The sequence below is a fragment of the Flavisolibacter ginsengiterrae DSM 18136 genome (assembly GCF_059568575.1).
Map to the genome: position 1 here is coordinate 19,666 of NZ_JCANTR010000027.1, position 22,386 is coordinate 42,051.

At 41.9% G+C, this 22,386-nt stretch carries 24 protein-coding genes; 15 read left to right on the forward strand and 9 right to left on the reverse strand.

All coding sequences use genetic code 11. From position 1 onward, the window contains the following. The first annotated feature begins 97 nt into the window (after positions 1–97). Positions 98–2,536, forward strand: coding sequence for an outer membrane beta-barrel protein (locus BP74_RS19735; protein WP_496376927.1), 2,439 nt, complete (start codon positions 98–100; stop codon positions 2,534–2,536). Between the two features lie 174 nt (positions 2,537–2,710). After that, the gene (locus BP74_RS19740) at positions 2,711–3,109 is read left to right on the forward strand and encodes a response regulator (RefSeq protein ID WP_496376929.1); all 399 of its coding nucleotides are present in this window, start codon (positions 2,711–2,713) and stop codon (positions 3,107–3,109) included. A gap of 34 nt (positions 3,110–3,143) precedes the next feature. Here BP74_RS19740 and BP74_RS19745 read toward each other — a convergent pair whose 3' ends face one another. After that, complete coding sequence (locus tag BP74_RS19745; protein ID WP_496376931.1) at positions 3,144–3,344, reverse strand: hypothetical protein; 201 nt, start codon at positions 3,342–3,344, stop codon at positions 3,144–3,146. Between the two features lie 399 nt (positions 3,345–3,743). Continuing rightward, positions 3,744–4,229: a hypothetical protein gene (locus BP74_RS19750; RefSeq protein ID WP_496376933.1), complete on the reverse strand. Its 486-nt coding sequence runs from the start codon at positions 4,227–4,229 to the stop codon at positions 3,744–3,746. Between the two features lie 207 nt (positions 4,230–4,436). Here BP74_RS19750 and BP74_RS19755 point away from each other — a divergent pair, with 207 nt between their 5' ends. Continuing rightward, the gene (locus BP74_RS19755; RefSeq protein ID WP_496376935.1) at positions 4,437–4,769 is read left to right on the forward strand and encodes a hypothetical protein; all 333 of its coding nucleotides are present in this window, start codon (positions 4,437–4,439) and stop codon (positions 4,767–4,769) included. 76 nt (positions 4,770–4,845) lie between these two features. Here BP74_RS19755 and BP74_RS19760 read toward each other — a convergent pair whose 3' ends face one another. Beyond that, positions 4,846–5,124 (reverse strand): hypothetical protein, encoded by a 279-nt coding sequence (locus BP74_RS19760; protein ID WP_496376937.1) that lies wholly within the window; start codon positions 5,122–5,124, stop codon positions 4,846–4,848. Between the two features lie 638 nt (positions 5,125–5,762). Here BP74_RS19760 and BP74_RS19765 point away from each other — a divergent pair. From BP74_RS19765 to BP74_RS19785, 5 genes are all read left to right on the forward strand, one after another. Beyond that, a complete protein-coding gene (locus tag BP74_RS19765) occupies positions 5,763–6,365 on the forward strand; it encodes a YceI family protein (protein ID WP_496376939.1) in 603 nt (200 codons plus the stop codon). Between the two features lie 64 nt (positions 6,366–6,429). Continuing rightward, positions 6,430–7,815, forward strand: a complete 1,386-nt coding sequence (locus BP74_RS19770; RefSeq protein WP_496376941.1) for a hypothetical protein — start codon at positions 6,430–6,432, stop codon at positions 7,813–7,815. 80 nt (positions 7,816–7,895) lie between these two features. Further along, complete coding sequence (locus BP74_RS19775; RefSeq protein ID WP_496376943.1) at positions 7,896–8,486, forward strand: hypothetical protein; 591 nt, start codon at positions 7,896–7,898, stop codon at positions 8,484–8,486. A gap of 189 nt (positions 8,487–8,675) precedes the next feature. Continuing rightward, positions 8,676–8,891: a hypothetical protein gene (locus BP74_RS19780; protein WP_496376945.1), complete on the forward strand. Its 216-nt coding sequence runs from the start codon at positions 8,676–8,678 to the stop codon at positions 8,889–8,891. 164 nt (positions 8,892–9,055) lie between these two features. Next, complete coding sequence (locus BP74_RS19785; protein WP_496376947.1) at positions 9,056–9,277, forward strand: hypothetical protein; 222 nt, start codon at positions 9,056–9,058, stop codon at positions 9,275–9,277. A gap of 100 nt (positions 9,278–9,377) precedes the next feature. On the opposite strand, the gene BP74_RS19790 is transcribed toward BP74_RS19785, so the two are convergent. Further along, positions 9,378–10,355, reverse strand: a complete 978-nt coding sequence (locus BP74_RS19790) for an SDR family oxidoreductase (protein WP_496376949.1) — start codon at positions 10,353–10,355, stop codon at positions 9,378–9,380. A gap of 629 nt (positions 10,356–10,984) precedes the next feature. Beyond that, complete coding sequence (locus tag BP74_RS19795; RefSeq protein WP_496376951.1) at positions 10,985–11,626, reverse strand: cytochrome b/b6 domain-containing protein; 642 nt, start codon at positions 11,624–11,626, stop codon at positions 10,985–10,987. A gap of 201 nt (positions 11,627–11,827) precedes the next feature. Between BP74_RS19795 and BP74_RS19800 the strand changes: the two genes are divergently transcribed. From BP74_RS19800 to BP74_RS19815, 4 genes are all read left to right on the forward strand, one after another. After that, a complete protein-coding gene (locus tag BP74_RS19800) occupies positions 11,828–12,253 on the forward strand; it encodes a hypothetical protein (protein ID WP_496376953.1) in 426 nt (141 codons plus the stop codon). 31 nt (positions 12,254–12,284) lie between these two features. Next, complete coding sequence (locus BP74_RS19805; RefSeq protein ID WP_496376955.1) at positions 12,285–13,349, forward strand: sensor histidine kinase; 1,065 nt, start codon at positions 12,285–12,287, stop codon at positions 13,347–13,349. Continuing rightward, positions 13,330–14,109, forward strand: a complete 780-nt coding sequence (locus BP74_RS19810) for a LytR/AlgR family response regulator transcription factor (protein WP_496376957.1) — start codon at positions 13,330–13,332, stop codon at positions 14,107–14,109. Before BP74_RS19805 ends, BP74_RS19810 begins: the two co-directional genes overlap by 20 nt. Before the next feature lie 130 nt (positions 14,110–14,239). Next, on the forward strand, positions 14,240–15,196 hold the full coding sequence (locus BP74_RS19815) for an ABC transporter ATP-binding protein (RefSeq protein WP_496376959.1): 957 nt from the start codon (positions 14,240–14,242) through the stop codon (positions 15,194–15,196). 43 nt (positions 15,197–15,239) lie between these two features. On the opposite strand, the gene BP74_RS19820 is transcribed toward BP74_RS19815, so the two are convergent. Next, complete coding sequence (locus tag BP74_RS19820) at positions 15,240–16,451, reverse strand: hypothetical protein (protein ID WP_496376960.1); 1,212 nt, start codon at positions 16,449–16,451, stop codon at positions 15,240–15,242. Positions 16,452–16,726: 275 nt separating this feature from the next. On the opposite strand from BP74_RS19820, the gene BP74_RS19825 reads away from it, so the two are divergent. Together BP74_RS19825 and pepE are read left to right on the forward strand one after the other, a co-directional pair. Continuing rightward, positions 16,727–17,131 carry a tetratricopeptide repeat protein gene (locus BP74_RS19825; RefSeq protein ID WP_496376962.1) on the forward strand — a complete coding sequence of 135 codons (405 nt, stop codon included), beginning with the start codon at positions 16,727–16,729 and terminating at the stop codon, positions 17,129–17,131. A gap of 62 nt (positions 17,132–17,193) precedes the next feature. Then, positions 17,194–17,919, forward strand: coding sequence for a dipeptidase PepE (pepE, locus tag BP74_RS19830; RefSeq protein WP_496376964.1), 726 nt, complete (start codon positions 17,194–17,196; stop codon positions 17,917–17,919). Positions 17,920–18,055: 136 nt separating this feature from the next. Here the strand turns inward: pepE and BP74_RS19835 are convergent, their stop codons facing one another. Together BP74_RS19835 and BP74_RS19840 are read right to left on the reverse strand one after the other, a co-directional pair. Next, a complete protein-coding gene (locus BP74_RS19835; protein WP_496376966.1) occupies positions 18,056–18,289 on the reverse strand; it encodes a hypothetical protein in 234 nt (77 codons plus the stop codon). Positions 18,290–18,314: 25 nt separating this feature from the next. Next, positions 18,315–18,560 (reverse strand): hypothetical protein, encoded by a 246-nt coding sequence (locus tag BP74_RS19840; RefSeq protein ID WP_496376968.1) that lies wholly within the window; start codon positions 18,558–18,560, stop codon positions 18,315–18,317. Positions 18,561–18,872: 312 nt separating this feature from the next. Here BP74_RS19840 and uvrA point away from each other — a divergent pair, with 312 nt between their 5' ends. Continuing rightward, positions 18,873–21,455 carry an excinuclease ABC subunit UvrA gene (gene uvrA, locus BP74_RS19845; RefSeq protein WP_496376970.1) on the forward strand — a complete coding sequence of 861 codons (2,583 nt, stop codon included), beginning with the start codon at positions 18,873–18,875 and terminating at the stop codon, positions 21,453–21,455. Here the strand turns inward: uvrA and BP74_RS19850 are convergent. Then, on the reverse strand, positions 21,436–21,681 hold the full coding sequence (locus BP74_RS19850; RefSeq protein ID WP_496376972.1) for a hypothetical protein: 246 nt from the start codon (positions 21,679–21,681) through the stop codon (positions 21,436–21,438). The two genes, uvrA and BP74_RS19850, sit on opposite strands and share 20 nt — an antisense overlap. Between the last annotated feature and the right edge of the window lie 705 nt (positions 21,682–22,386).

Genomic DNA, 22,386 nt, shown 5'->3' on the forward strand with positions numbered 1-22,386 from the left:
TAAGGATACGGGAAAGCTATCTTTTTCATCTTATTATTTTACCACTCCCATAAAAATCTGCATCGGCCGGAAACTGCATTCCTATATTGGAAGCTGAATGAGAAAGCAGCATAGGATATTAATAATGGGACTGATCCTGTTTTTGCGAGGCCTTTTACCTTTAATGGCCCAGCAGGTACCGGTAATCCGTCAAAAAGTATTGGATGAAAATGGCCAGGGGTTACCAGATGTCACCATCGAATTACTAAAAGCAAGTGATTCTTCCTTTGTAATGGCCCGATTGACCGACTCTTCGGGTATTGCCTGGTTTTCCAACCTAAAGCCAGGTTCTTATTTCACCAGGGCAAGCAGGGTAGGTTTTGCCGGTCGCCTGGGAGGGTTATTTGAATTTCCGGGATCTGATTATTTACAATTGCCTGATGTACAACTCCAAACCGGAAATAAATCCTTAGCTGGAGTAACCGTTACAGCGCATAAGCCTTTTATTGAAATAAAGCCAGGGAAAACAGTGGTTAATATGGAAGCGGGTTTTTCATCGGCAGGGACAACGGCAATGGAAGCTTTGGAAAAGCTCCCGGGCATAACCATGGATAAGGAGGGTAATGTGCTTTTAAAAGGTAGAAGTGGTGTGACCATACTGGTAGATGGTAAGCAAACCTACCTTGATGGTGCACAACTTTCCACATTGCTGGGCGGAATGAGCGCATCGCAGATCAGCCAGGTGGAAATCATGGATGCTCCACCCGCATCTTTTGATGCAGCAGGTAATGCAGGCGTGATCAATATCAAAACCAAAAAGACCAATCAAAAAGGCTTCAATAGTTCACTGACCACTGCTTATTCCCAGGGTCGATATGCCAAGTATAACAACAATCTGCAATTGAACTATAGGTCTGGGGCCTTCAATACCTTCCTTAATTACAGTTTGAACAGTAACAGGAATTTTACAAGAATAGAAGCCACCCGCAGGTACTACAGGCAGGATGACATAACCCTTGCTTCAATCCTGGAACAACCGAGTTTTCTTGACGGGCGGGGATCAGTTCATAACCTGAGAACAGGGCTTGATTATAACCTTAATGCACGGTCAACCATTGGATTGGTATTTACCGGCCTGGTTTTGAATCGGAAAAGCGGTGGGAATAATGAAGCACGGTGGCTGGCCCCGGGAGGAGGAACTGACTCGATCATACAAACCATCAGTAACAACAATAATCACTGGGAAAGTGGCGGTGCCAGTTTAAGTTTTAACCATTATGCTTCGGCCTCCCGAACCTTCAGCAGTGCTATCGACCTGGTTGGATATACCATAAAAGCTTCCCAGCATTTTATTAATGGTGGCCTTTACCCTGCTGTTTACCAGGAAGCAACAAGGGCTTCCCTTCCTTCTACTATCAAAATACTATCAGGCAGGGCAGATTATGCTGATGCCTGGAAAGGATTGAAATGGGAAACAGGTATTAAAACAGCCCATATCACAACAGACAACCTGGCTGCCTATGAATGGCTTGATGGCAATAGCTGGTATCCAGATGAAGGGAAAAGCAACCATTTTTTATATACCGAGGATATACATGCACTGTACCTATCAGGTAAAAAAGACCTGGCAGCGTTACATATACAGGGTGGATTGCGTTTTGAAAGGACTGCTTATATAGCCAACCAGTTGGGAAATTCCATTGTAAAAGATTCCTCTTTCTCGCGAAGCTATAACAGCCTGTTCCCTAATTTTTCATTTGCCATAGATGCGGATTCTGCCAATAGCTTTTCATTAAGTGCTGGCAGGCGCATTGACAGACCTGCATTTCAAAAGCTCAATCCATTTGTTTTCATTATCAATAAATATACTTACCAACAAGGCAACCCGTATTTCCGTCCACAATACACCTGGAATATCAATCTTTCGCATAGTTATAAAAACCTGTTGGTCACCTCACTATCCTATAGCACTACAACAGATTATTTTTCACAGGTATTTCCTGTAGATAGCAATGGATTGGTGATCTATACGGAGGGTAATCTTACCCGGTTGCAAAACCTTGGGTTATCTGTTTCCTTGCAACTCCCGGTTAGCTCCTGGTGGAGTATGACAATGCAGGGAGTGGTAAACCGGCGGAATATGGAAGGGTTTATTGAGAAAAACTATAATGCCCGGTTTACACAGTGGAGCTTGAATATGAACCAGCAATTCCGCTTTAAAAAAGGATGGGGAGGGGAGCTATCCGGATTTTATACTTCAAAAAGCAAAAATGATATACAGGAAGTAGTAGATCCGGCCGGGCAGTTATCATTAGGTGTTTCAAAATCAGTAATGAAAAATAAGGGCAACCTGAAACTGGCGGCCCGGGACCTGTTTTATACCCAATGGATGAAAGGGTTCACTTCCTTTTACAGTGCCACAGAAACATTCAAGCTCACGAGGGATACAAGGGTAGTGACGCTATCCTTTACCTACCGTTTTGGTAAGACATTTAAAGCTGCAAAGCCTGCAGAAAGAGCTGCAGGTGAGGAAATCCAAAGAGTAGGCAACGGATAGACTTGTTGAATCAATACTATTCGGGGCCAGGCAAAATCAGCCTGTATGATGCGGGCCATATTTTAATATTGCTTTACTATTCCGGAGTGTTAATTAAGTTCAACTATAATTTTTCTTATATTACTTTTGACGCCGTTCCCAGCATTAAAATTTTGGCTGGAAAAGATCAAGAATATGCCTGAAAAACGTACCATCCTGGTGGCCGATGATGATATTGAAGATGTAGAGTTATTGCAGGAAGTGATCCTGAGTAAGGAACCGGATGTATCGGTTCATTCGGTATCTAATGGAAAACAGGTAATGGAATACCTTGCATCCTGTACAGACGAATCGCTGCCCGGGCTGATCATCCTCGATTATAATATGCCTGAACTTACAGGATCTGAAGTACTCTCTCAAATGGCAGAGCAACCCAGGTACAGACCCATTCCTAAGCTTATTTTAAGCACTTCAAATGCCCATATTCATATGAAGGAATGTCTTAAAAATGGAGCTACCGAATACTTTGTTAAACCCAACAATATGCGTGAGCTGGAAGAACTGACGGAAAAAATGCTGGGTCTTTACGCCTGATACTGCTACCGGTGTACACTATAGTCTTTTACTGTTAAAGAGGGATCTCCTTGTTGTCATCGGTATTTAGCTCCTGGTCTTCGTCCTGGGCATCAAAATAATGTTGGGCATCTTTATCTATAGTGACATTTTCCTGTTCTTCCCTGGTTTCTTTTCTATTAACTTTTGATATTTCTCCTTCTTCTTCAGCAGCCTTATTTGTGCCTTTGTTCTTAGGTCCGTTTTTGGGTGCCATAATTGTAAAATTGAAGGTTAGTAAGTGTACTGCTGTAATTTTTATGCCATTAAAGAAGGGAAAAGAAAAAACCGGTATATAGATACCGGTTTCACATAGATAGGGTGTGGTGTTTTCCTTAGGGAGTTTTCATATGGGTTAACAACGTTCCAGGGTACTTGTCAACGGGCCGAACATTTAATAACGGATCATTTGTTCGTTAACTAAGACTGTAAAACAATCCCAGGGTTTAATGGGTGTAAAAAATTCTATTAAAGTAGAAGGTAAGGGCAAAAGAAAAGGGGCCGAATAAAAATCCAGCCCCTGAGTTTTGTTTAAAGTCCTACATCCTATACCTAAAAGACGGCAATGAATGCCCAAAGGTTGTATGAGATAGTTATTTATATATAATATTTAAGGTCAATTTATTGATGAGCTATGAAGCTCTGCAGCACAATGGCGTACAAAAACCTCTGTTACAGAAGTGGTCCTGTGTTTTCGCTTAAAGTCTGCAAGGTCCAGCACAATGGAAGAAGTTAATTCCGCATGCATCCTTAAAATAGGGTCAGGACTTACAACTTTGATCAATAGAGGGAGAACAGCCCTGTAAAAAGGGTCGGTAACCAATTCTTCTCGGCTAATGACCGATAATTCTTTTTCTGCCTGCAGTCTTTCAGATACGTCACCATCTTCCAGGGCCAATTGTGCCTGTTCTTTATATTGGGAAAATGCCTGTTTTAAGATGGCTCTGTAGATGTAGTCATCCATTTCAACCTTATTATCTATGGCATTAACCAGGTTGCGGTTTTGGAAAAGAATATCGAGGGCGCAGGTTAGAATTTCTTCAGAAATGCCCAATTGAACTGCTTTTTCCTTTGTCCATGGATAGGAGATGGTGCTGGTCATAATGTTTTTTATAAGGGGTAAAGAAATAAAGCAGGGAATTTGGTTCGGTAGTTTCCCTGATTTTTTGAGATCGGAACTCATAAGCATAAAAAATGCCAGAAATGCATGAGCTTAAGGTATCCTGTTCCTTTTATCTTAAATGACACCGGTTATCTTAATTTTTGATACATTCATGAAAGCTTTAGTCAGAACCCTTAACCCATCAATATGAAAAAGTTCATCGTTCCCATGTTTGCCTTAGCCTTGTTAACAGCTTGCAAGAATGGACCAAAGACACCTGTATCAATTGATAAAGGATCTGCCAGCTCAAAGACTTATACCTGGCCAAAGGAGGAAGAAAATGAATTCATGTCTGGTTGTGTGGACAGTGCGAAGGTCAAAATAGGGGAACCTGCTGCCTATGTGCAATGTAAATGCATCCTGGAACAATTGAAATCTGGATATCCCAGTATGGATAGTGCGGCGCCCGCCCTGATGGATGTGAAGTATGTAGCCAGCCTGGCTGAAAAATGTAAGGAAACTGCCGGAGAAAAGAAATAATTGCTTCAGTTATTAAAAATTGAAAGGGGAACCCACTGCTTAAGTTCCCCTTCATCGACACTCTGCTAAGACCAAATCATTGTGCTGGCCTGTAACAAATCTGAACAGGCAGGCAATATTGTTGTTGTAGTACTTTTTCAATTTCCTTTAAAGGCGTAGTTGAAGCTATATCAACAAACCCTTCTTTTAGCACACCGGTGATGTCTCCAAGTGCTGTGGTATCAGGTAAAGCGTGCGTGGCAACCAGATTTTGATTTTCTGTTGTACAAAATTCAACTTTCAAATGCGGGAATACCTGGGTGAATTCTTTCTTTACCTCGCTGATCGTTTTCTCGTATTGTAATTTCAATTTCATAGCATTCGCATTTTATTATTCACTCATTATCTCTGAATGCAAAACAAGCCATAATGCAAATGAAATAGTATGATGTAGTTAAGTTTACTTTATGACTTTCATCAGTTCTTCCTGAAACTGTATAATTAGTACCAGGAAAAGTTGAAAAAATAACATTCCTATTTACCATGCTGCAAGGCCCTGTAAAGCATTAATTGTTCTTTTACTGTTAGATTAATATACACGCTTGTCTTTTTTGATTGTTGTCCAACTATAAAGTATATGCGGGTCTTTTTTTGTGACGTTGACATCAAGTGACTGGTGATGTTACAATCCCGATATGCAATTATGCATGTATAATAAAAGAGTGCATCAATCAGACGCTGCTTGAATGTGTGTTACCCCGCAGATCCTCATCCAGTATGCTTTGCCGTCATAACAGGTGTATATATATAATGGTATTGCTGCAACCAGCTCCGGGCAAATAATACCTTTCTGTCCTTTATCAGAAACCTAACCTGCATCCATATCAAAGGTGAGTATAATCATGTAGCAGACTTATAAGGGTCAGCTATAACGATATTGGTTGGGAATACTTTTGTGTCATGCTATTAACAAAAAACAAAGCAAATTTTATAACACTGAAAAATCTTGAAACAATGACTTCTATTCGACGCTTTAGCGTTCTTCCCGCACTCGTACTTATCTTAACGACCATGTTTTCTTTCACTATAAAAGAAAGCAATAACTCATTACTGTATCGCACCAACAATTTAAGTATTGCTGTAGATGGTACATCTTCACTGCACGAATGGACTATTAAATCAGAAAAAGGCCAGTGTGATATGAACCTGGTTCTTACTGGTGACAAATTAACCGGTATTTCCTCCCTTAATTTCTCTGTTCCTGTGGAAACTTTGAAAAGTGGACATGGATCTATGGACAATAACACTTTCAAAGCCTTAAAATCTAAAAACTACAAAAACATCACATTTACATTAACCTCTGGCACTGTTACCCCGGTAGATGCTGCTAACTACAAAATCAAAGCAGTTGGTAAATTGTCAATAGCCGGAACTACAAAAGAAACAGAATTGCTGGCTAATGTAAAATACAATGCAGCTGATCAAAGCTTTACCTTATCAGGTGTGAAGAAAATGAACATGACAGACTATAATGTTGAACCTCCAACAGCTCTGTTCGGAACAATCAAAACTGGTAACGGTATTTCCATTACTTACAATGCCAAAATCACCAAATAAGAACTAAACAAATTTTTTAAAACTGTAACTACTATCCAACCACTAACTACAAAAATTAAAATTTATGAAAAAGTCAAATCTGCAATACATCCTACAAGTGCTGGTTGTTCTTATTGGATTATTGCCACTAACATCTAAAGCCCAGGATAAAGAGTTTTACCTAAGACCATCCTACTGGCGTCCTTATGATCAAAGAGGTATCAATGTGTTTGAAACAACTAAAGTGCCTGACAGCATTCCTTTTGAAGGACCAAGGGTACGTTTTGGAGCTGGTTTCACACAACAATTTCAAAACCTGAAACATGAAAACACCGCATTGAATAATGGTGGTAACACCATTGCAACAGCAGGTGCTAATAAATTATATCCTTTGGCTCCCGGTTTCATGACAGCACAAGCTAACCTGAACCTGGATGTGCAACTGGCCGATGGTATCCGTTTGAACGTGGTAACTTACCTTTCTGCCCGTCACCACAATGAAGCATGGGTAAAAGGTGGATATATCCAATTTGATAAACTTCCATTCAAAGGTGAGTTCTGGACAAACCTGATGAAGATAGCAACCATTAAAGTTGGTCACATGGAAATCAACTATGGTGATGAGCATTTCCGCCGCTCAGATGGTGGTCAAACATTGTACAATCCTTTCATGGATGGTTACATTGCTGACGCTTTCGCAACAGAAATCGGTGGTGAGGTTTACCTGCAAAAGAATGGTTTGTTTGGAATGCTGGGCGTTACCAATGGTATGATCAAAGGAAACATTGACTCTGCCACAGAAGGTAAAGTAAATGGTTCCGTAGTAGATGCCAACACCAACAGGTCTCCTTCTATTTACCTGAAAGGTGGTATCGATAAATCTATCGGTGATGTTGCAAGAATCCGTTTAGCTGGTAGCTATTATCACAACTCAAGCAATGCCGGAAGTGGTTTGACATTATATGGTGGCGACCGTACCGGTTCTAACTATCAGAATGTAGTTGAAAAATGGGTTGCCAGTGGTGCAGCAGTAGCTTCTACAGCAGCAGCTTTCTCTGGCAGGTTAAACCCAGGATTCAGCAAAAAAGTTGATGCCATTATGTTGAATGGTTTCCTTAAAGTGAAAGGACTGGAACTGTTTGGTACTTATGAAACAGCAAAAGGCCGCACTAAAACTGAAACTTCCAACAGGAAAATGAATCAATTGGCTGGTGAAGTGATCTACAGATTCGGAACTAATGAGAACCTGTTCATCGGTGGCCGTTACAACACAGTAACAGCACAATTAACTGGTATCAACAACGATGTAAAAGTTGATCGCATCGCTGGTGCAGCTGGCTGGTTCTTAACAAGAAACGTTCTTTTAAAAGCAGAATTAGTTCAACAGAAATACAAAGATTTCCCAACATCTGATTATCGTAATGGTGGTAAATTCAATGGTTATGTAGTTGAAGCAGTAGTAGGTTTCTAACCTCTGACCTTCATCATAAGGTAAAGGATGGGTCAATAAACTGGCCCATCCTTTTTTCTGATTCCTATAAAAATGGTTGTATGTTTTCTCTCAAATTATTTCCAATCCTGGCCCTTTTCATTTCTACCAATCCGGTAAATCCTCCTGCCAAATGGACGATTGAAAAAAGCAGTACCATTACTGTGACAGGCAAAAGCAATGTGAACGAATTCAATTGCCAGGTGCCCGGGTACTACCAGACAGATACCATCTTTGTATCCCAGCTTTCCAGCAGTAAAGATGTAAGACTTTCAGGTGACCTTGAAGTGGATGTATTCAAATTCGATTGTCATAGCAAAATGATCACCAAAGACCTTAGAAAAACCCTTAAGGCAGATCAGTATCCCAGGCTCAGGATCCGTTTTCTTTCCCTTGAACATTTACCCGAACCTCAATTTACTGCTCAATGCATTAAAGGCATGGTAGAAGTGGAGCTGGCGGGTGTTCGCAAGGTTCTCCAGATACCCTATGTTTTTGTCAATAATGGCACTTCCGGATACCTGTTAAATGGTACCAAAACATTTTATTTTTCCGATTTTAGCCTCACACCTCCCCGCAAACTGGCTGGCATTGTGCAGGTAAAGGATGAATTCCTGGTAGATTTTAAACTAAAGGTCAACATCGTTCCTTAAAAAATATCGTCCTATGAAAAGCAGTTTAGGTCCTGGGTAGGGCCTTTACTTTTTTAGATAACCATGCTATTCCTATCTTGGTTTTTATTGAAGAGCTTGTATTGTGGAAAAATATCAAAGAAATATTTCTAGGGGAAAAACCGAAAGGGCTTAGTTTTTGTGACAGTATCTTTTTTAAACCAGTGAGTTATGAAAGATCTGTGGGCATTGGATATAGACCGGCTTAACCAGTTGTATGAGCGGGAATCCGATGAGTTGCAACAACGCCTTCTGAATGGTACTCCCTGGGAAGAAGTTTTTGAACAAAGAAAGAGAGTTGCCCAATTATCCACGATCATTTATAAGAAATTAAATCCCCAACATTTTACAAATCCTGCAGAACATTCAACCAGGGGTAAAAGATAGTTGTGTTACTTATTTACCCGGGCAATCCATCTATGTTATTTAATAGCTTAATAATTAGGTGACTGGTAGCCTGTTCCTGTAAACAGGATACACCGAAATAAAGCAATTGGAAACTATGAGATGCTTGTATGGTATTTGCATGCGTATCCCGTAAACAATCTGGTATGGACCTTACATTCCCTTTTGATTTCCGGTTGAAAGATGGAACCCATGTTATTGTGCACAAGAAAGCTGAGGACAATTATGACTTTTTCCTTACTCGGTTAAATAGTGAACGTCACAATTTCATGTGGATAAACGGAGTTATTGAAGAAAGTTATGAGACCAGGTTCAATGAATGGCAAAATGAAGCCATAGCTACCTTCCAGCAGTTGCTGGATGCATAAAAAGCCGGGAAACCAAAACCGGGCAGGTAACAGGACCTATATAGCTTGCAGTTCCCAATGGTGTAATGATTTCTATCGACCGGTTTACCTGGAACAATGGTTATTTACGTTGAAGTAATACAAGGCCTGCTATAACAGAAGTTACCAGTAATGCTTTCGCCAGCCAGTGTTTTGAAGGTGAATTCCTCCATCCTCCGTCAATATTATATCCGAATTCAACTGGTTCGATCACATTGCCCATAGTGTTTTCTAATGGTGAAGCCTTTTTGAGATAGCCCCGTATGACCGAAGCTGTTATATTGCGGCTAAGCACCGGGCATACTGCATGTGCCAGTTTTAGGAAACCGGATGCAGATCCAATGGTTACAGTGGATTCGGGCAAATCAAAAAGTGAGGCTACAGCCCTACCCACTCTCCTGGGATCATAAACCGGCGGAGCTGGTTTTAAGGATCTTCCAGTATAATTGGCAGCATGCTGCATGCCCGGGGTGTCTAAAAATCCCGGGTATAGGTCACAAACATGAATATTGGGATAATTTCTTAATTCCCCTTTCAGGGATTCAAAGAATCCACGCAGACCGAATTTGCTGGCTGTATAGGCTGCAGCATATGGCGTGACGATCCATCCGCCCACTGATATATTATTCACCAATATGCCATTGCCCTGGTTTTTAAAATAGGGAAGTACGGCATAGGCACCGTTCATATAGCCTACCAGGTTGGTACGAATGACGTCTTCATTAACCTGGGCGGGTAATTGTTCAAATTCACCTGCTGCCAACACCCCTGCATTATTCACCCACATGTCAATGCGGCCTCCTGTAAGGTATGCAGCCCTTGCCAGTTCCTGCATATTATCCGTATACCTTGTGTCGGCCGTGACAGCAATTGCAGTGCCACCTAAAGCATTGCATTCTTCTGCCACTTCGTTTAATGCTTCCTCCCGCCGGGCGGCTAAAATAAGCCTGGCGCCCTGCTTTGCCAGTTCCACTGCTATGGCCCTTCCTGCACCGCTGGAGGCACCTGTAATAACTACCACCTTTCCACTGGCACTACCGGATACTTGCTTGCTTGACATATACCGAATTTTATTAGAAAGCATCAACAAATACGCCACGAAAGGATGGAGAAATGAGGCAAATAAAAAAATCCCCTCCGATGAGGGGACTAAATTATTCGGCGTTGGTTTTGTAAATTTTGTTTGTTTTCGGAACGGTACGCCTTTTGGTTTTCAAAGGATTCAGGACAATGTTAGGAATACGGATTATAAACGGGCTTTCAAAGGATAAAGTAAGAAGTTGACTGATATTGGATTTTGTTTTTGGTTTTTCCAGGATCAGGATTAGTTATGTTATGGACGATCTTTCTGGACTTTTGGATTAGGATTGATATGCTTATCAATCAACTTCTGACACAAAACTAACCTCATTTAGCGGCCTGTGCAATGGCAATAATGCCCTAATTTTTGATTATGGTAATTACTTAGATGTTAGTAGATCAACGATGTAGGTGATAGAAATTTTACGATTGTATGGGTAGTGGATCATAAACAAGAAAGCTTTAAAAAAGAAAAAGGCTGGATAGAAATCCTGCCTCGTGTAAAATCCAATATCCTATGAAAAACCAAGTCAAAGGTAGGGGTTCACTTGATTGTAAACAATAGTAAAACTACCTGTATTTTAAAAAAGCGCGATTTGGTTCCTGCTCCTACGTTTGCAGCCTGCCACCATGCACCATGGCAGAAATAAGATTGGAGCGGTGTTTTCTTTCAAACCTGATGACGCCAGCCAGGTGGATAGCGATAAATAAAAGCAGCAACAGGAAGCAATTCTCATGGATTTCTTTTACAGAATGGAAAGTTTCCATATACCATGGTTGCTTGTGAAAGGCCATCCAGATACCTGTTCCGGACATTGCAGCTATCAGAATATAAAAAAATAAGTATATGACCCTGACAAAAAGGTAATGCCTGGCCATTGCGGATTCTTTTCTTTTTTGGAACCAGGCCATCCTGATCTTTCCCGCCAGTTTTTGATCACGGGGCTGAAAGTATTCCAGGACAATCCTGAATACAAAGAGAAGGCTTAAAATGTATCCGAGGTAGGTATGCCAGCTCCATATACGTTCCCGCAACAGGCCTGCTGTCGTTACTGTCTGCCCTGGGAGAAGATGGATGCCTTCTTTTGCCATGCCTTCGTAAATGGTATTGTTGACAAATAGCCAGTTTAAAAATGATTTGCTTACCAGGATAGTAAGCAACAACATGCATATGATAATAAAACTGCTCCAATGCCATAATCGAAGGGTCCTTGAATAGGGTGTATAGCGTATTGCTGATTGGTGTGCCATATTTTTTGATAAAGCTGCATTGAAATTGTTCGCCAGGCAATGGAATAGGGCATGAGGTTGAGAGATTCAGAATCAAGACGTACATAAGTTGTAATGAACTTACAACCCCTGTTGCTTCATAGCATTATTCCGACGCTTCATTACCATGGATGTTTGCATGCAGGCTTTGAAAATGGAGATTTGAGCTCTAAACTTTTTAACATGCATAAGATACTTTTAATCGTCCTTTTTATTGCATCTTCCGTAGTTGCCAGGGCGCAATGTCAAAACACAGTTATGTATAAGGCCTCGAAAACAGAATACCTGAATTCTAAAGATGTTGTAGAAAACAGCGTTGTTGAAGAGTCAACGCTTCTGATCTCACCTACACAGGTTGTGTTGCAAAAAAATGGTAATGGTGCAGATGAAGTAACTGGATCTGTCATAGGTTGGAATTGCCATTGGCCCAATGGTTTCAAAAAAGGCAAAACAATCTTTTCATCTGTGCTGGCAAAAGGGAATGGAGAAGAAAGAGGAGCAGGCTTTACCATTGAAGGTCGGGATGGTGCATTGTTTATTACGGTAGCTATTGAAGGAATGGATCAGAAGATCAGGTTTAAGGCAGATACTTACCAGATAAAAAAATAACGTATTTTTCAAACAGCCTAAATAGTAACCTTTGAAAGAGTTCAACTACAAGGACAGGCAGTCAAAGCAGATCAATGACAAATGGGTCCGGATCGGGGGTATTGCCTTATTGTCGGTCAACATGCTGTTGAACCTGGACAGGCATGGCACCGGTGTTAATGGCACCTGGTTCTTTGTTTTCTATTACCTGGTAAGCATTGTACTCATCCTGGAATTGAACCGTTACTGGATCCGTACTATTCATCAACAGGATGCCGTTGGTAAAAGAAAGAAAAGATTCTGGCTGGCTGCCTTCGCCTGTTTTATTTCCACAAGCTTTCTTTTCCTTATTAGCTTTTATGTTTTTCACCTGGTGCGGGGTGTTCATGTGGGCGATCCATACAAAATAATACCAGTGATAACCATCTGCAGCCTGGTGCTGGCAACGGTGCATGCCGGAATTTATGAAGCCCTGGAATATTCCAGGCGCCTGGGATGGCTTGAGGCAGAAAAGGAGGAATTGCTAAGGATCAACCTGCAAAGCCAGTATGATTCTCTGAAACAACAGGTGAACCCTCATTTCCTTTTCAACAGCATCAATACGGTATCTTCTCTCATTACTAAAGATCCCGCAAGGGCCCAAAAGTTCCTGTCTGAAATGAGTAAGGTGTACCGGTATCTTCTTCAAAGTAATGAAGAGGAACTGGTGACCCTGGAAACGGAACTTAGATTTATCAATTCTTATTTTCATTTGCTGAAGACCAGGTTTTCAGATGGTCTGTTTCTTGATCTGCACATCGACGATGATGTCCTTCAATACCAGGTCCCTGCCCTTACGCTTCAATTGCTCATTGAAAATGCGATCAAGCATAATATTGTGGAGAAAGAAACTCCTCTGGTCATTTCGATGGTCTCAGGGAAAGGTCAATTGACTGTTACCAATAATTTGCAGAAAAAACTTACAGATGTTGTATCAACGCGCATAGGCCTGGCTAATATCATTGCCAGGTATAAATTGCTGGGACAGCCAGAGGTTATTGTTTTGGAAACTGAAACTGAATTCAAGGTTACCATTCCACTCATTCAAAGCAAAATGTATGCACATACTAATAGTTGAAGATGAGGACCTGGCTGTGGAAAAGCTTAAAACAACTGTTGTGGAAGTTGAAGAGAAGGCTGTCATTGCCGGAATCACGCATAGTATTCAAAGCACAGTGCGGTGGTTGGAAACCAACCCGCACCCAGATCTTGTCTTAATGGATATTGAACTTACAGATGGATTAAGCTTCGAGATATTTAACCGCACAGAGGTAAAATGTCCTGTGATATTTACAACTTCCTACGATGCTTATGCCATCAGGGCATTTAAAGTCAACAGCATTGATTACCTGCTGAAACCTGTTGAAAAGGAAGATCTAAGGCTTGCACTTGAAAAATACCATAAATATGCAGACCGGGATGCCCATACTGTACTACCCTTAATAGACATGAAAAGCCTTGTAAATGACCTGAAGCATCAACTACAACATAGTGGATACAGGGACAGGTTTTTGGTTAAGCAGGGGCAGCGCCTGATAACAGTGGAAATAAACCAGGTGGCATATATGGTAGCTGAGGGAAGGGTTTGTTATATGATCACCTGGGATAAGCATAAATATATCGTTGACTATACACTGGAAGAACTGGAGACACAACTGGATCCCAGGTTATTTTTCCGCGCCAACCGCAGCAGCATCATTCATGTAAAAAGCATAGACGAAATACATTCCTATTTTAATGGTAAGCTAAAGCTTCAAATACATCCTCAAACCCAGTATTCTGATATCATCATCAGCAGAGAACGATCTGCAAGCTTTAAAGAATGGGTAGGAAAGTAGCCGGAACTTACAACTATCCATCCTGGCTTAAAAGACTATCCCGGATCCCTTTCCATTTTCCTTCTCTATTTTTGTCACTGTATCTGGCCTGGCAAGCAACAGGCAATTATTGGAGAACAACAGGTTATCAATGAGTTTACTTACAGTGTCGGGTCTTAGCAGGGTAGAGGAAGGTAGTTTGATTGTAAACAATATAAGCTTTAGCCAGGAACACAATCAAAAAATAGCCATTGCAGGTGCTACCGGTTCAGGAAAAACTTCACTGCTGAAAATGATAGCGGGGCTTTTGCAACCTACATCAGGAGCAGTTTATTTTGAAGGCAAAAGAGTGCATGGCCCTGATGAAAAATTAATACCAGGTCACCCGGGTATTGGATACCTGTCACAATATTTTGAATTAAGGAATCATTACAGGGTAGAGGAATTATTATCTATGGTCAGCCACCTGGGGGCTGAAGAAGTACATACCATTGCCGCTGTCTGCCGTGTGGATCATTTGTTACACCGATGGACCCATCAATTATCAGGAGGTGAAAAGCAACGTATAGCCCTTGCCCTTGTATTAGTAGCGGCACCTTCTTTTTTGTTGCTGGATGAACCTTTTTCCAATCTTGATGGCATTCATAAGAATATCCTGAAATCAGTGATCCATGATATTGGAGAACACCTTGACATCACCTGCCTGCTTATTTCTCATGATCCTCTGGATACGCTTTCCTGGGCTGATATGATCTATGTATTGAAAGAGGGAAGTATTGTCCAGCAGGGCGTTCCTGTGAAAATTTACAGGGAACCCGTGAATGAATATGTAGCAGCCCTGTTTGGCAAGTATAATATTTTGACACCTGCACTGGCACTGGCCTTCTCAGCGTATACTGACCTTGAGCTCAATCGCATTAACAGCTTTATACGTCCGGAAGAATTTAAAAGGACTGGAGAAGGCAAAGGTGTAAAAGCAATAGTTGAATCAACCCGTTTTTGTGGATATGCATGGGAAGTTATCGTAAGGGTGCAGTCACAGCCTATCATTATTCTACTGCATGATGTAACGCCCGAAGCTGGAGACCTGGTCTATATCTCTTTATAACTCCATTGGGATTTTTTAAAAGGGGTTTAAAAAACCCACTTCCTCATTCCTTAAGATCAATATTTACCCTTGCGTTCTTTTGTTCGGTGGAAGAGATAAATACCTCGTAACGTTTATCCTTTGCCGTTACGATCATTAAAGAAGTGTTCGGTGGGATGGATCCAAGGTTGTCCGCCACCATCACTAATTCATGATGCGGGTGCGACTTGTCCAGCTTTATCTGAATGGTAACAGGTTTTTGCGAAAGCCGCGCTTTGGAAACCACCAGCTCATTATTATGATAGATGGTAACTGTATCTCCATCTATTTCACCATTGTCATACAGGTCGATCTTTATTTCACCAGCGGGGATCTGTATCTGCCTGACCAATGGATTTTCCCTGGTTCGAAGCACAAGAGGTATGGGTGCCTGCACATTGGCAATAGTTACTGTGGGTTGTGATGTCTCCTTTTCTTCTGTGGTAATTGTGGTCTTTTGAACTGACGGTTGGTTATTGATTTCGGGCACTTCTTTTTTAGCCGGTTTTTTAACCTTGGGAGCCTGGGTTTTTGCAACAGTTGGTGGCAGGTCCTTAGGTTTTTGGGTAACAGGCGGTTCAGGTTTTATACATTCCCTTAATGTAATATCATCCAATGCGAAATCATTACCACAACCACCTATGGTTATATCTTCCATGGTCATGATAAGTTGCGTTTCACCTGCCGGCATTGTAAAGAATGCTTTCTGCCTTACCCATTGGGCGGTTTCCGTCTGTCCCAGGCTATTGACAAGAAATTTGGCGATGCTTTTTCCTGATACCGTTCTTAGATCCACTAAAATATTGGGAGATAGATTGGAGCAACAGATATAGAGCCGGCAAACATTGATCAGCCATAAGGCAAATTCATAGCTTGTATTTTCCTTTAACCCTGTTATTGGATATTGTAAAAATACACCCCCTCCCGGGTAGGCATTCACCAGCATCATATTGCCTTCGCTGTCTCCTGGGGTATGGTCTTCATTCAAAACAAACCAGTCGCCATTATTACAACCTGGTGTGGAAGAGCTATAGGTATATTCTCCATCACGCGGACAATCCCCATCTGCCCTTGTATAGTTGGGGGGTGGACTGGCATTGACATCTTTCACCTGTCCATGTCCAAAGTGCATATGAAAGACAGGGGGATCTTTGAGTATACAATCGCTTTGCTGCGCCTGCAGCGAAATAGATGAAAGGAAAAAGACCAGTAATATGCAGCCCTTACAATAATTCATGGTACAATCTGGAAAAACATTGATGTCAATAACTAAAGGATGTATCTAACAGTGTCTTTAAAGTTAATTCAAAAGGCATGTATTTATTCCGTTAAAATATATGACGGGAAAAGATATAAAGCAGGGTGGCAATAATCAATAATAGTGAAAGTGTGACAGGTAGCTACCGGGGATTTAATTCTGCTGATTTTATTATTGTATGTTTACTGCAATCGGAGCGCAATCAAATGATTGACTATAAGGCATGGCATAATTTTATCTTCCACTGTTAGGGTATGGCGGTGAAGAAACATTATACAGAATTGATTGAACAAGCCAGGATGGTTGAGGCGGAAGGTGAACTTGAAAAGGCTGCTTCCATTTATGAAGAAGCCATCAGACAGGACCCAATGGATGAATTTCCATATAACAGGTTGATGATCATTTACCGGAAATTTAAGCAACCCAAAAATGAATACCGCGTGATCAATAAAGCACTGGAGGTATATGTTTCCTACTACGATAAAAAACTGAAACCCTATACTACCAATACAAAAATTGGCCAGTTGAGCAAAGCCCTGTTGAAATCCGTTACGGGGAGTACGAAAAAGACCAGCTATACTTCCTATCCGGAACCCATTCCCCGGTGGACATTAAGAAAAAAGGCAGTTGAAAAAAAGATCGACAGCAAAAAGAAATAATTTGAATGTATTTCAATGGAAATGATTCTAATCTTTGTGAGCATAAAGAATATGTATTCCCTATGAGTATAAAAATGTTAGCCTTAAGTAGTTCCAGGGTAGGTAGTGGAGGTTTTTTGGAGGCAGCCCTTCCTTTGATCACTGAATTCCTGGGCAGGTATGCCGGTTCCATTGCTTTTATTCCTTTTGCTTCCGTTACAAAAGATTACCAGGAATATGGATCCATGGTGCGTCAAGCTTTCGCATCTCATTCTTTATCCATAAATGTAGTAGAACCAGGAAATGCGAATGAAATCATTGCATCAGCATCTGCCATCATGGTGGGGGGAGGCAATACCTTCATGCTACTTCATGATATTTACGAACTAGATCTTTTGGAATTGATAAGAGACAAGGTAAGGAATGGCTCACCCTATATTGGGTGGAGTGCAGGTTCAAACATCGCCGGCCGCACTATCAGCACCACCAATGATATGCCTGTCATTCAGCCTAAAAGTTTTCAAGCGCTGAATTTTCTTCCTTTTCAGCTCAACCCACATTACCTGAATGAAGTAAAGGAAGGATTTAATGGTGAAACAAGGGATCAGCGGTTATTGGAATTTGTTGCTCTTAACCCGGGCATACCGGTTGTTGGCCTGCCGGAAGGCAGCGCTCTTTGGCTGGAAAATGAAAAGCTTCGATATATGGGAGAAAATAGCGGAGTCCTTTTTCCAGGGACGGATAGTCCTAAAACCTCAATACCCCCCGGTGCTGACCTGAGTTACCTATTACAGCAAGCAAGCAAATGATAGGGTATTATAATGCCAGGAATAGCTGCCCTGTTTCAACAGTGCAATTATTCCTGGTCAATACTATAATTCTTCTAATAAGTTGAAGTGGTGAAGCGGGAAGAAGCAAGAGTTTTTGTAACTATTTAGTGCCGTATTAGCCAGTTACTTTGTCTGCCTTGTAGTTTTCTTCAATAGCACTGGCAAGACTTTCTTCCATGCCTTTGATCCATCCTGGTACTTGTTGCCAGATGCCCCAAACGCCATCCTGGTCAGTGATCATCCTGAAGCTTTGGTTATCATAAGTTACCATGAAAACCTCGTCTGCGCCTTCCTTGATAAATTTGAAATTGAAGTCAATACGGTCTATGGTTTTTTTAAAATCGTTCATTGGTGTTATTGTTATAATGGAATGTCTAAACTGGTCTTGTCTCTAAAATGGCTTCAGAAAGTTCTTCTGAAATGGTGTACAGCCAGCGTAAAGAACCCGGGGTTAGCGCCCAGTCGCCTAATTTGTTTTTTTTCATGCTGAATGAAAGGGGTTTGCCATTTTCATCAACGGTGGTAATGAAGAATTTTACACCATCAATGTTGTCGATCCTTGTAAATTGGAACCTTTTGTTTTCAGTGCCAACTACGATTTCTTTATTAAATCTCTCCATGGTTTCTTATTAAAGTGGTTTTTTGTACCATCAGAATATTGAAGCAGGCAATACAAGAGAAGGGAACTAACAGGAAAAGATAACTTAACAGATTAATTGACTTAACTAAATGCGGAGCTCAACGTATGCTGTGAAGATAGGTTTATTTTATTTCAATTTGCACAACCCGGTGCAATGTTCTGTTATAATCTACAGAATAATAGCCTAATGCACTCATAATTACGTTGTTGGCAAGTTATGAAGCGATGAAATTAATCTCTTCAGCCTGGATTTTATATTGCACAGGGCATAGAGTTTGAATTAGCATGGACTATGTCGCTGAAAGGTAAGCAAGAAAACAAAGAAGGATTTGTCCGCGTTCGGGGAGCCAGGGAACACAATTTAAAAAATGTCAGTTTAGAGATTCCCCGCGATGCATTGGTAGTATTTACGGGTGTCTCGGGGTCAGGTAAATCCTCCCTTGCCTTCGGTACCCTGTATGCGGAAGCGCAGAGGCGGTATCTTGAGTCGGTATCACCTTATGCACGCCGGTTGTTTCACCAGATGCCTGTGCCTGTAGTAGATGAAATTGATGGCCTGCCGCCTGCTGTGGCCTTGCAGCAACAGAGGGGTTCACCCACCACCCGTTCTTCAGTGGGAAGTGTGACCACATTGTCCAATCTTCTAAGGATGTTGTATTCCAGGGCGGGCACCTATCCAAAAAACCAGCCATTGTTATATGCTGAATCTTTTTCTGCCAACACGCCGGAAGGAGCATGTCCTCAATGTCATGGTTTGGGAAGGGTATACGAGGTTACGGAAAAATCAATGGTGGCTGATGATTCGCTTACAATCAGGGAGCGGGCTATTGCTGCCTGGCCTTCAGCATGGCAGGGTCAAAATCTCAGGGACATTTTAACTACACTGGGATATGACGTGGACATTCCCTGGAAAGACCTGCCAAAGAAAGACAGGGATTGGATATTATTTACGGATGAACAACCTACTGTTCCCGTGTATGCAGGCTTCAGCAGGGAAGAGGTAAAAAGAGCGATCAAAAGAAAAGAAGAACCCAGTTACATGGGAACTTTTACAGGTGCCCGCCGTTATGTGATGCACACCTTTGCCAATACACAAAGCGCCCTGATGAAAAAAAGGGTAGCGCAATATATGTTGAGCAGTGAATGTCCTACCTGCGGGGGAAAAAGGCTGAGGAGGGAATCTCTATCCGTGAAGTTTGCAGGCCTTGACATCACTGAGCTGTCACGCCTGCCCCTTGCCCGTTTGCTGAAGATATTCCAGCCATATGCCGATGGAAGTGCACTGGAATTGACAAAGCTGGCAAAGGATCACCAGGAAAAAGTAATGGTGACTCAACGTATTGCTGAAGACCTAGTTGCCCGGTTGAATATCCTCCTTGACCTGGGACTTGGCTACTTATCCCTGGAAAGAAGTACACCCACACTATCACCTGGAGAATTGCAAAGACTTCGCCTGGCAACACAGGTACGCTCCAATCTTTTTGGGGTAGTGTATGTGCTGGATGAACCATCGGCCGGCTTGCATCCTGCAGATACAGAAGCTTTATTGAGAGCACTGGACCGGCTAAAAGCTTCCGGTAATTCACTTTTTGTTGTTGAGCACGAAATCGATGTGATCCGGCATGCGGACTGGATCGTAGATGTAGGTCCGGCAGCTGGAGAAAAAGGAGGGCAGATCTTATACAGCGGACCTCCTGCAGGATTGGAAAAGGTGGAGTTTTCTCAAACACGCCGCCATTTATTTCAATACAATGGAGTTTACAGTGCTGAACCCCGAACGCCTTCAGGGTGGTTGAAACTGGGAGGCGTAACACGTAACAATCTCGGGAACCTCGATGCTTCTTTCCCCCTTTCTGTTTTAACAGCCATTACAGGTGTGTCCGGATCAGGAAAATCAACCCTTGTTAGCCAGGTGCTGGTAGAACTGGTAGCCGAACATTTGGGACATGAGTTGCCTGCGGAGGAGGAGGAAGGAGAACTTCCGCTTGCTGAGGAACCTGCAACTGCCGGAGGACATATTATCTCTGGTATGGAAAATATCAAACGCCTGGTAAGGGTTGACCAGAAGCCTATCGGGCGAACGCCAAGATCCAACCTGGCAACTTATACCGGTCTTTTTGATCATGTGCGGAAACTTTTTACCGCCACCAAATCTGCCCGTGCCCGTCATTATGATGCCGGACGATTCTCTTTTAATGTGGGAAAAGGAAGGTGTGAGAATTGTGAAGGAGAAGGTTTTGTAATGGTGGAACTGCTTTTTCTTCCCAGCGTATATGCGCCTTGCCCTGTTTGCGGAGGAACCCGGTATAATGCAAAAACATTGGAGATCAGATACAGGGATAAGAATATTGCGGAGGTACTGGGCCTTACAGTGGATGAAGCAATTGATTTTTTTGCTGAAGATGCAACGGTGAGCAGGTCTTTATCGGTTTTACATGAAGTTGGTTTGGGTTACCTGCGGTTAGGGCAACCAGCAACTGAATTATCAGGTGGCGAAGCACAGCGCATCAAGCTGGCTACTGAACTGCAAAGGGCTGGCCGTGGCAATACCCTTTATATTCTTGATGAACCTACTACAGGGCTGCATCCCTCTGATGTAGAAAAACTGATCACCCAGCTGAACCGTTTGGTTGATGCCGGTAATACTGTAATAGTGGTTGAACATGATATGGCCGTAGTAGCTGCTAGCGATTGGATAATAGATATGGGTCCGGGTGCCGGGGAAGAGGGTGGTCGTATCGTTGCCGAGGGGCCTCCTGCAAAAATTAAAAGTTCTAAGGAAAGCCGTACAGCCATGTATTTATCCCGTTTTATGGGAAATCATAAACAAGTAAAGGAAATTACAGACACCAGGTTTAAACAGCCTGCGTCATAAGTGTTTCCTTTTTGATCATGGCTTCAATGGTCTCATTATTTTGATACAATGTGGATTGGGTCATTCCCAGGCGGTATTCTCTTTTTTCCGAATCATTCATAGAAACATTAAATACCAGCCATAATTGTGGAGTTGCTTCAGAAGTGTTCTTTATGAAAATATAATCGACCTTAAAATTGTCATTATCATTATCGAAACTAAAAGCTTTGGAGAGATTCAGGAGCATGAGGGTGAATTTCTTTGTAAGGTACCATTGTTAACCGGTTTTAAATGTTAACTGCAATTAAAGCCGCATTCCTCTCCCAGGTACTTTGCCTGACCAGGCAACCAATTGAAAGCTCAACACTTACATCTCTTAACCCTTTAGATCCTAACTTTTCTTACTCTGAAAATTGAAAATTAAGTGTTGACCATTCATTTCCATTAATCTATAATATGCCAGAACCACATACAGTTTCTCCATCCTGAACGGGCTCGACTCCAGACTGCAGACTCTGGACTCCGAACTCCGTACTTCCGACTAATTCCCACCTCCTCCATAATCCTTCAAATCCTATAAATCTTAGTTCTACCTGGTTCTCCTTCCTGCATACCTTATAGCTACTCCCTATCAAAGCCCTGGGAAAGCCCTACTTAAGCCCACCATACTCCGTACCCGCACGGAGTATCCATACCGTAGATAGGGAGTTGCTATACCGTTGTTATGCTTTAGCTATGGCTAAGACATGGAAGCGCATAGGGATGACTGTGGATAAATATTTCACAAGGGGGCTTTTGCAATGCTAATTATTTTAGTATTTTGCCTTTCTAAATCCGATATCTTATGCCAAGACAAATAAGCTCCATTAAAGCCATAGGCACCGTTGACGGTATTAACTTCTACCAGGAAAAAGGAGATTACCTGGCAAGGGAAAAGCCAGGTGTGGATACC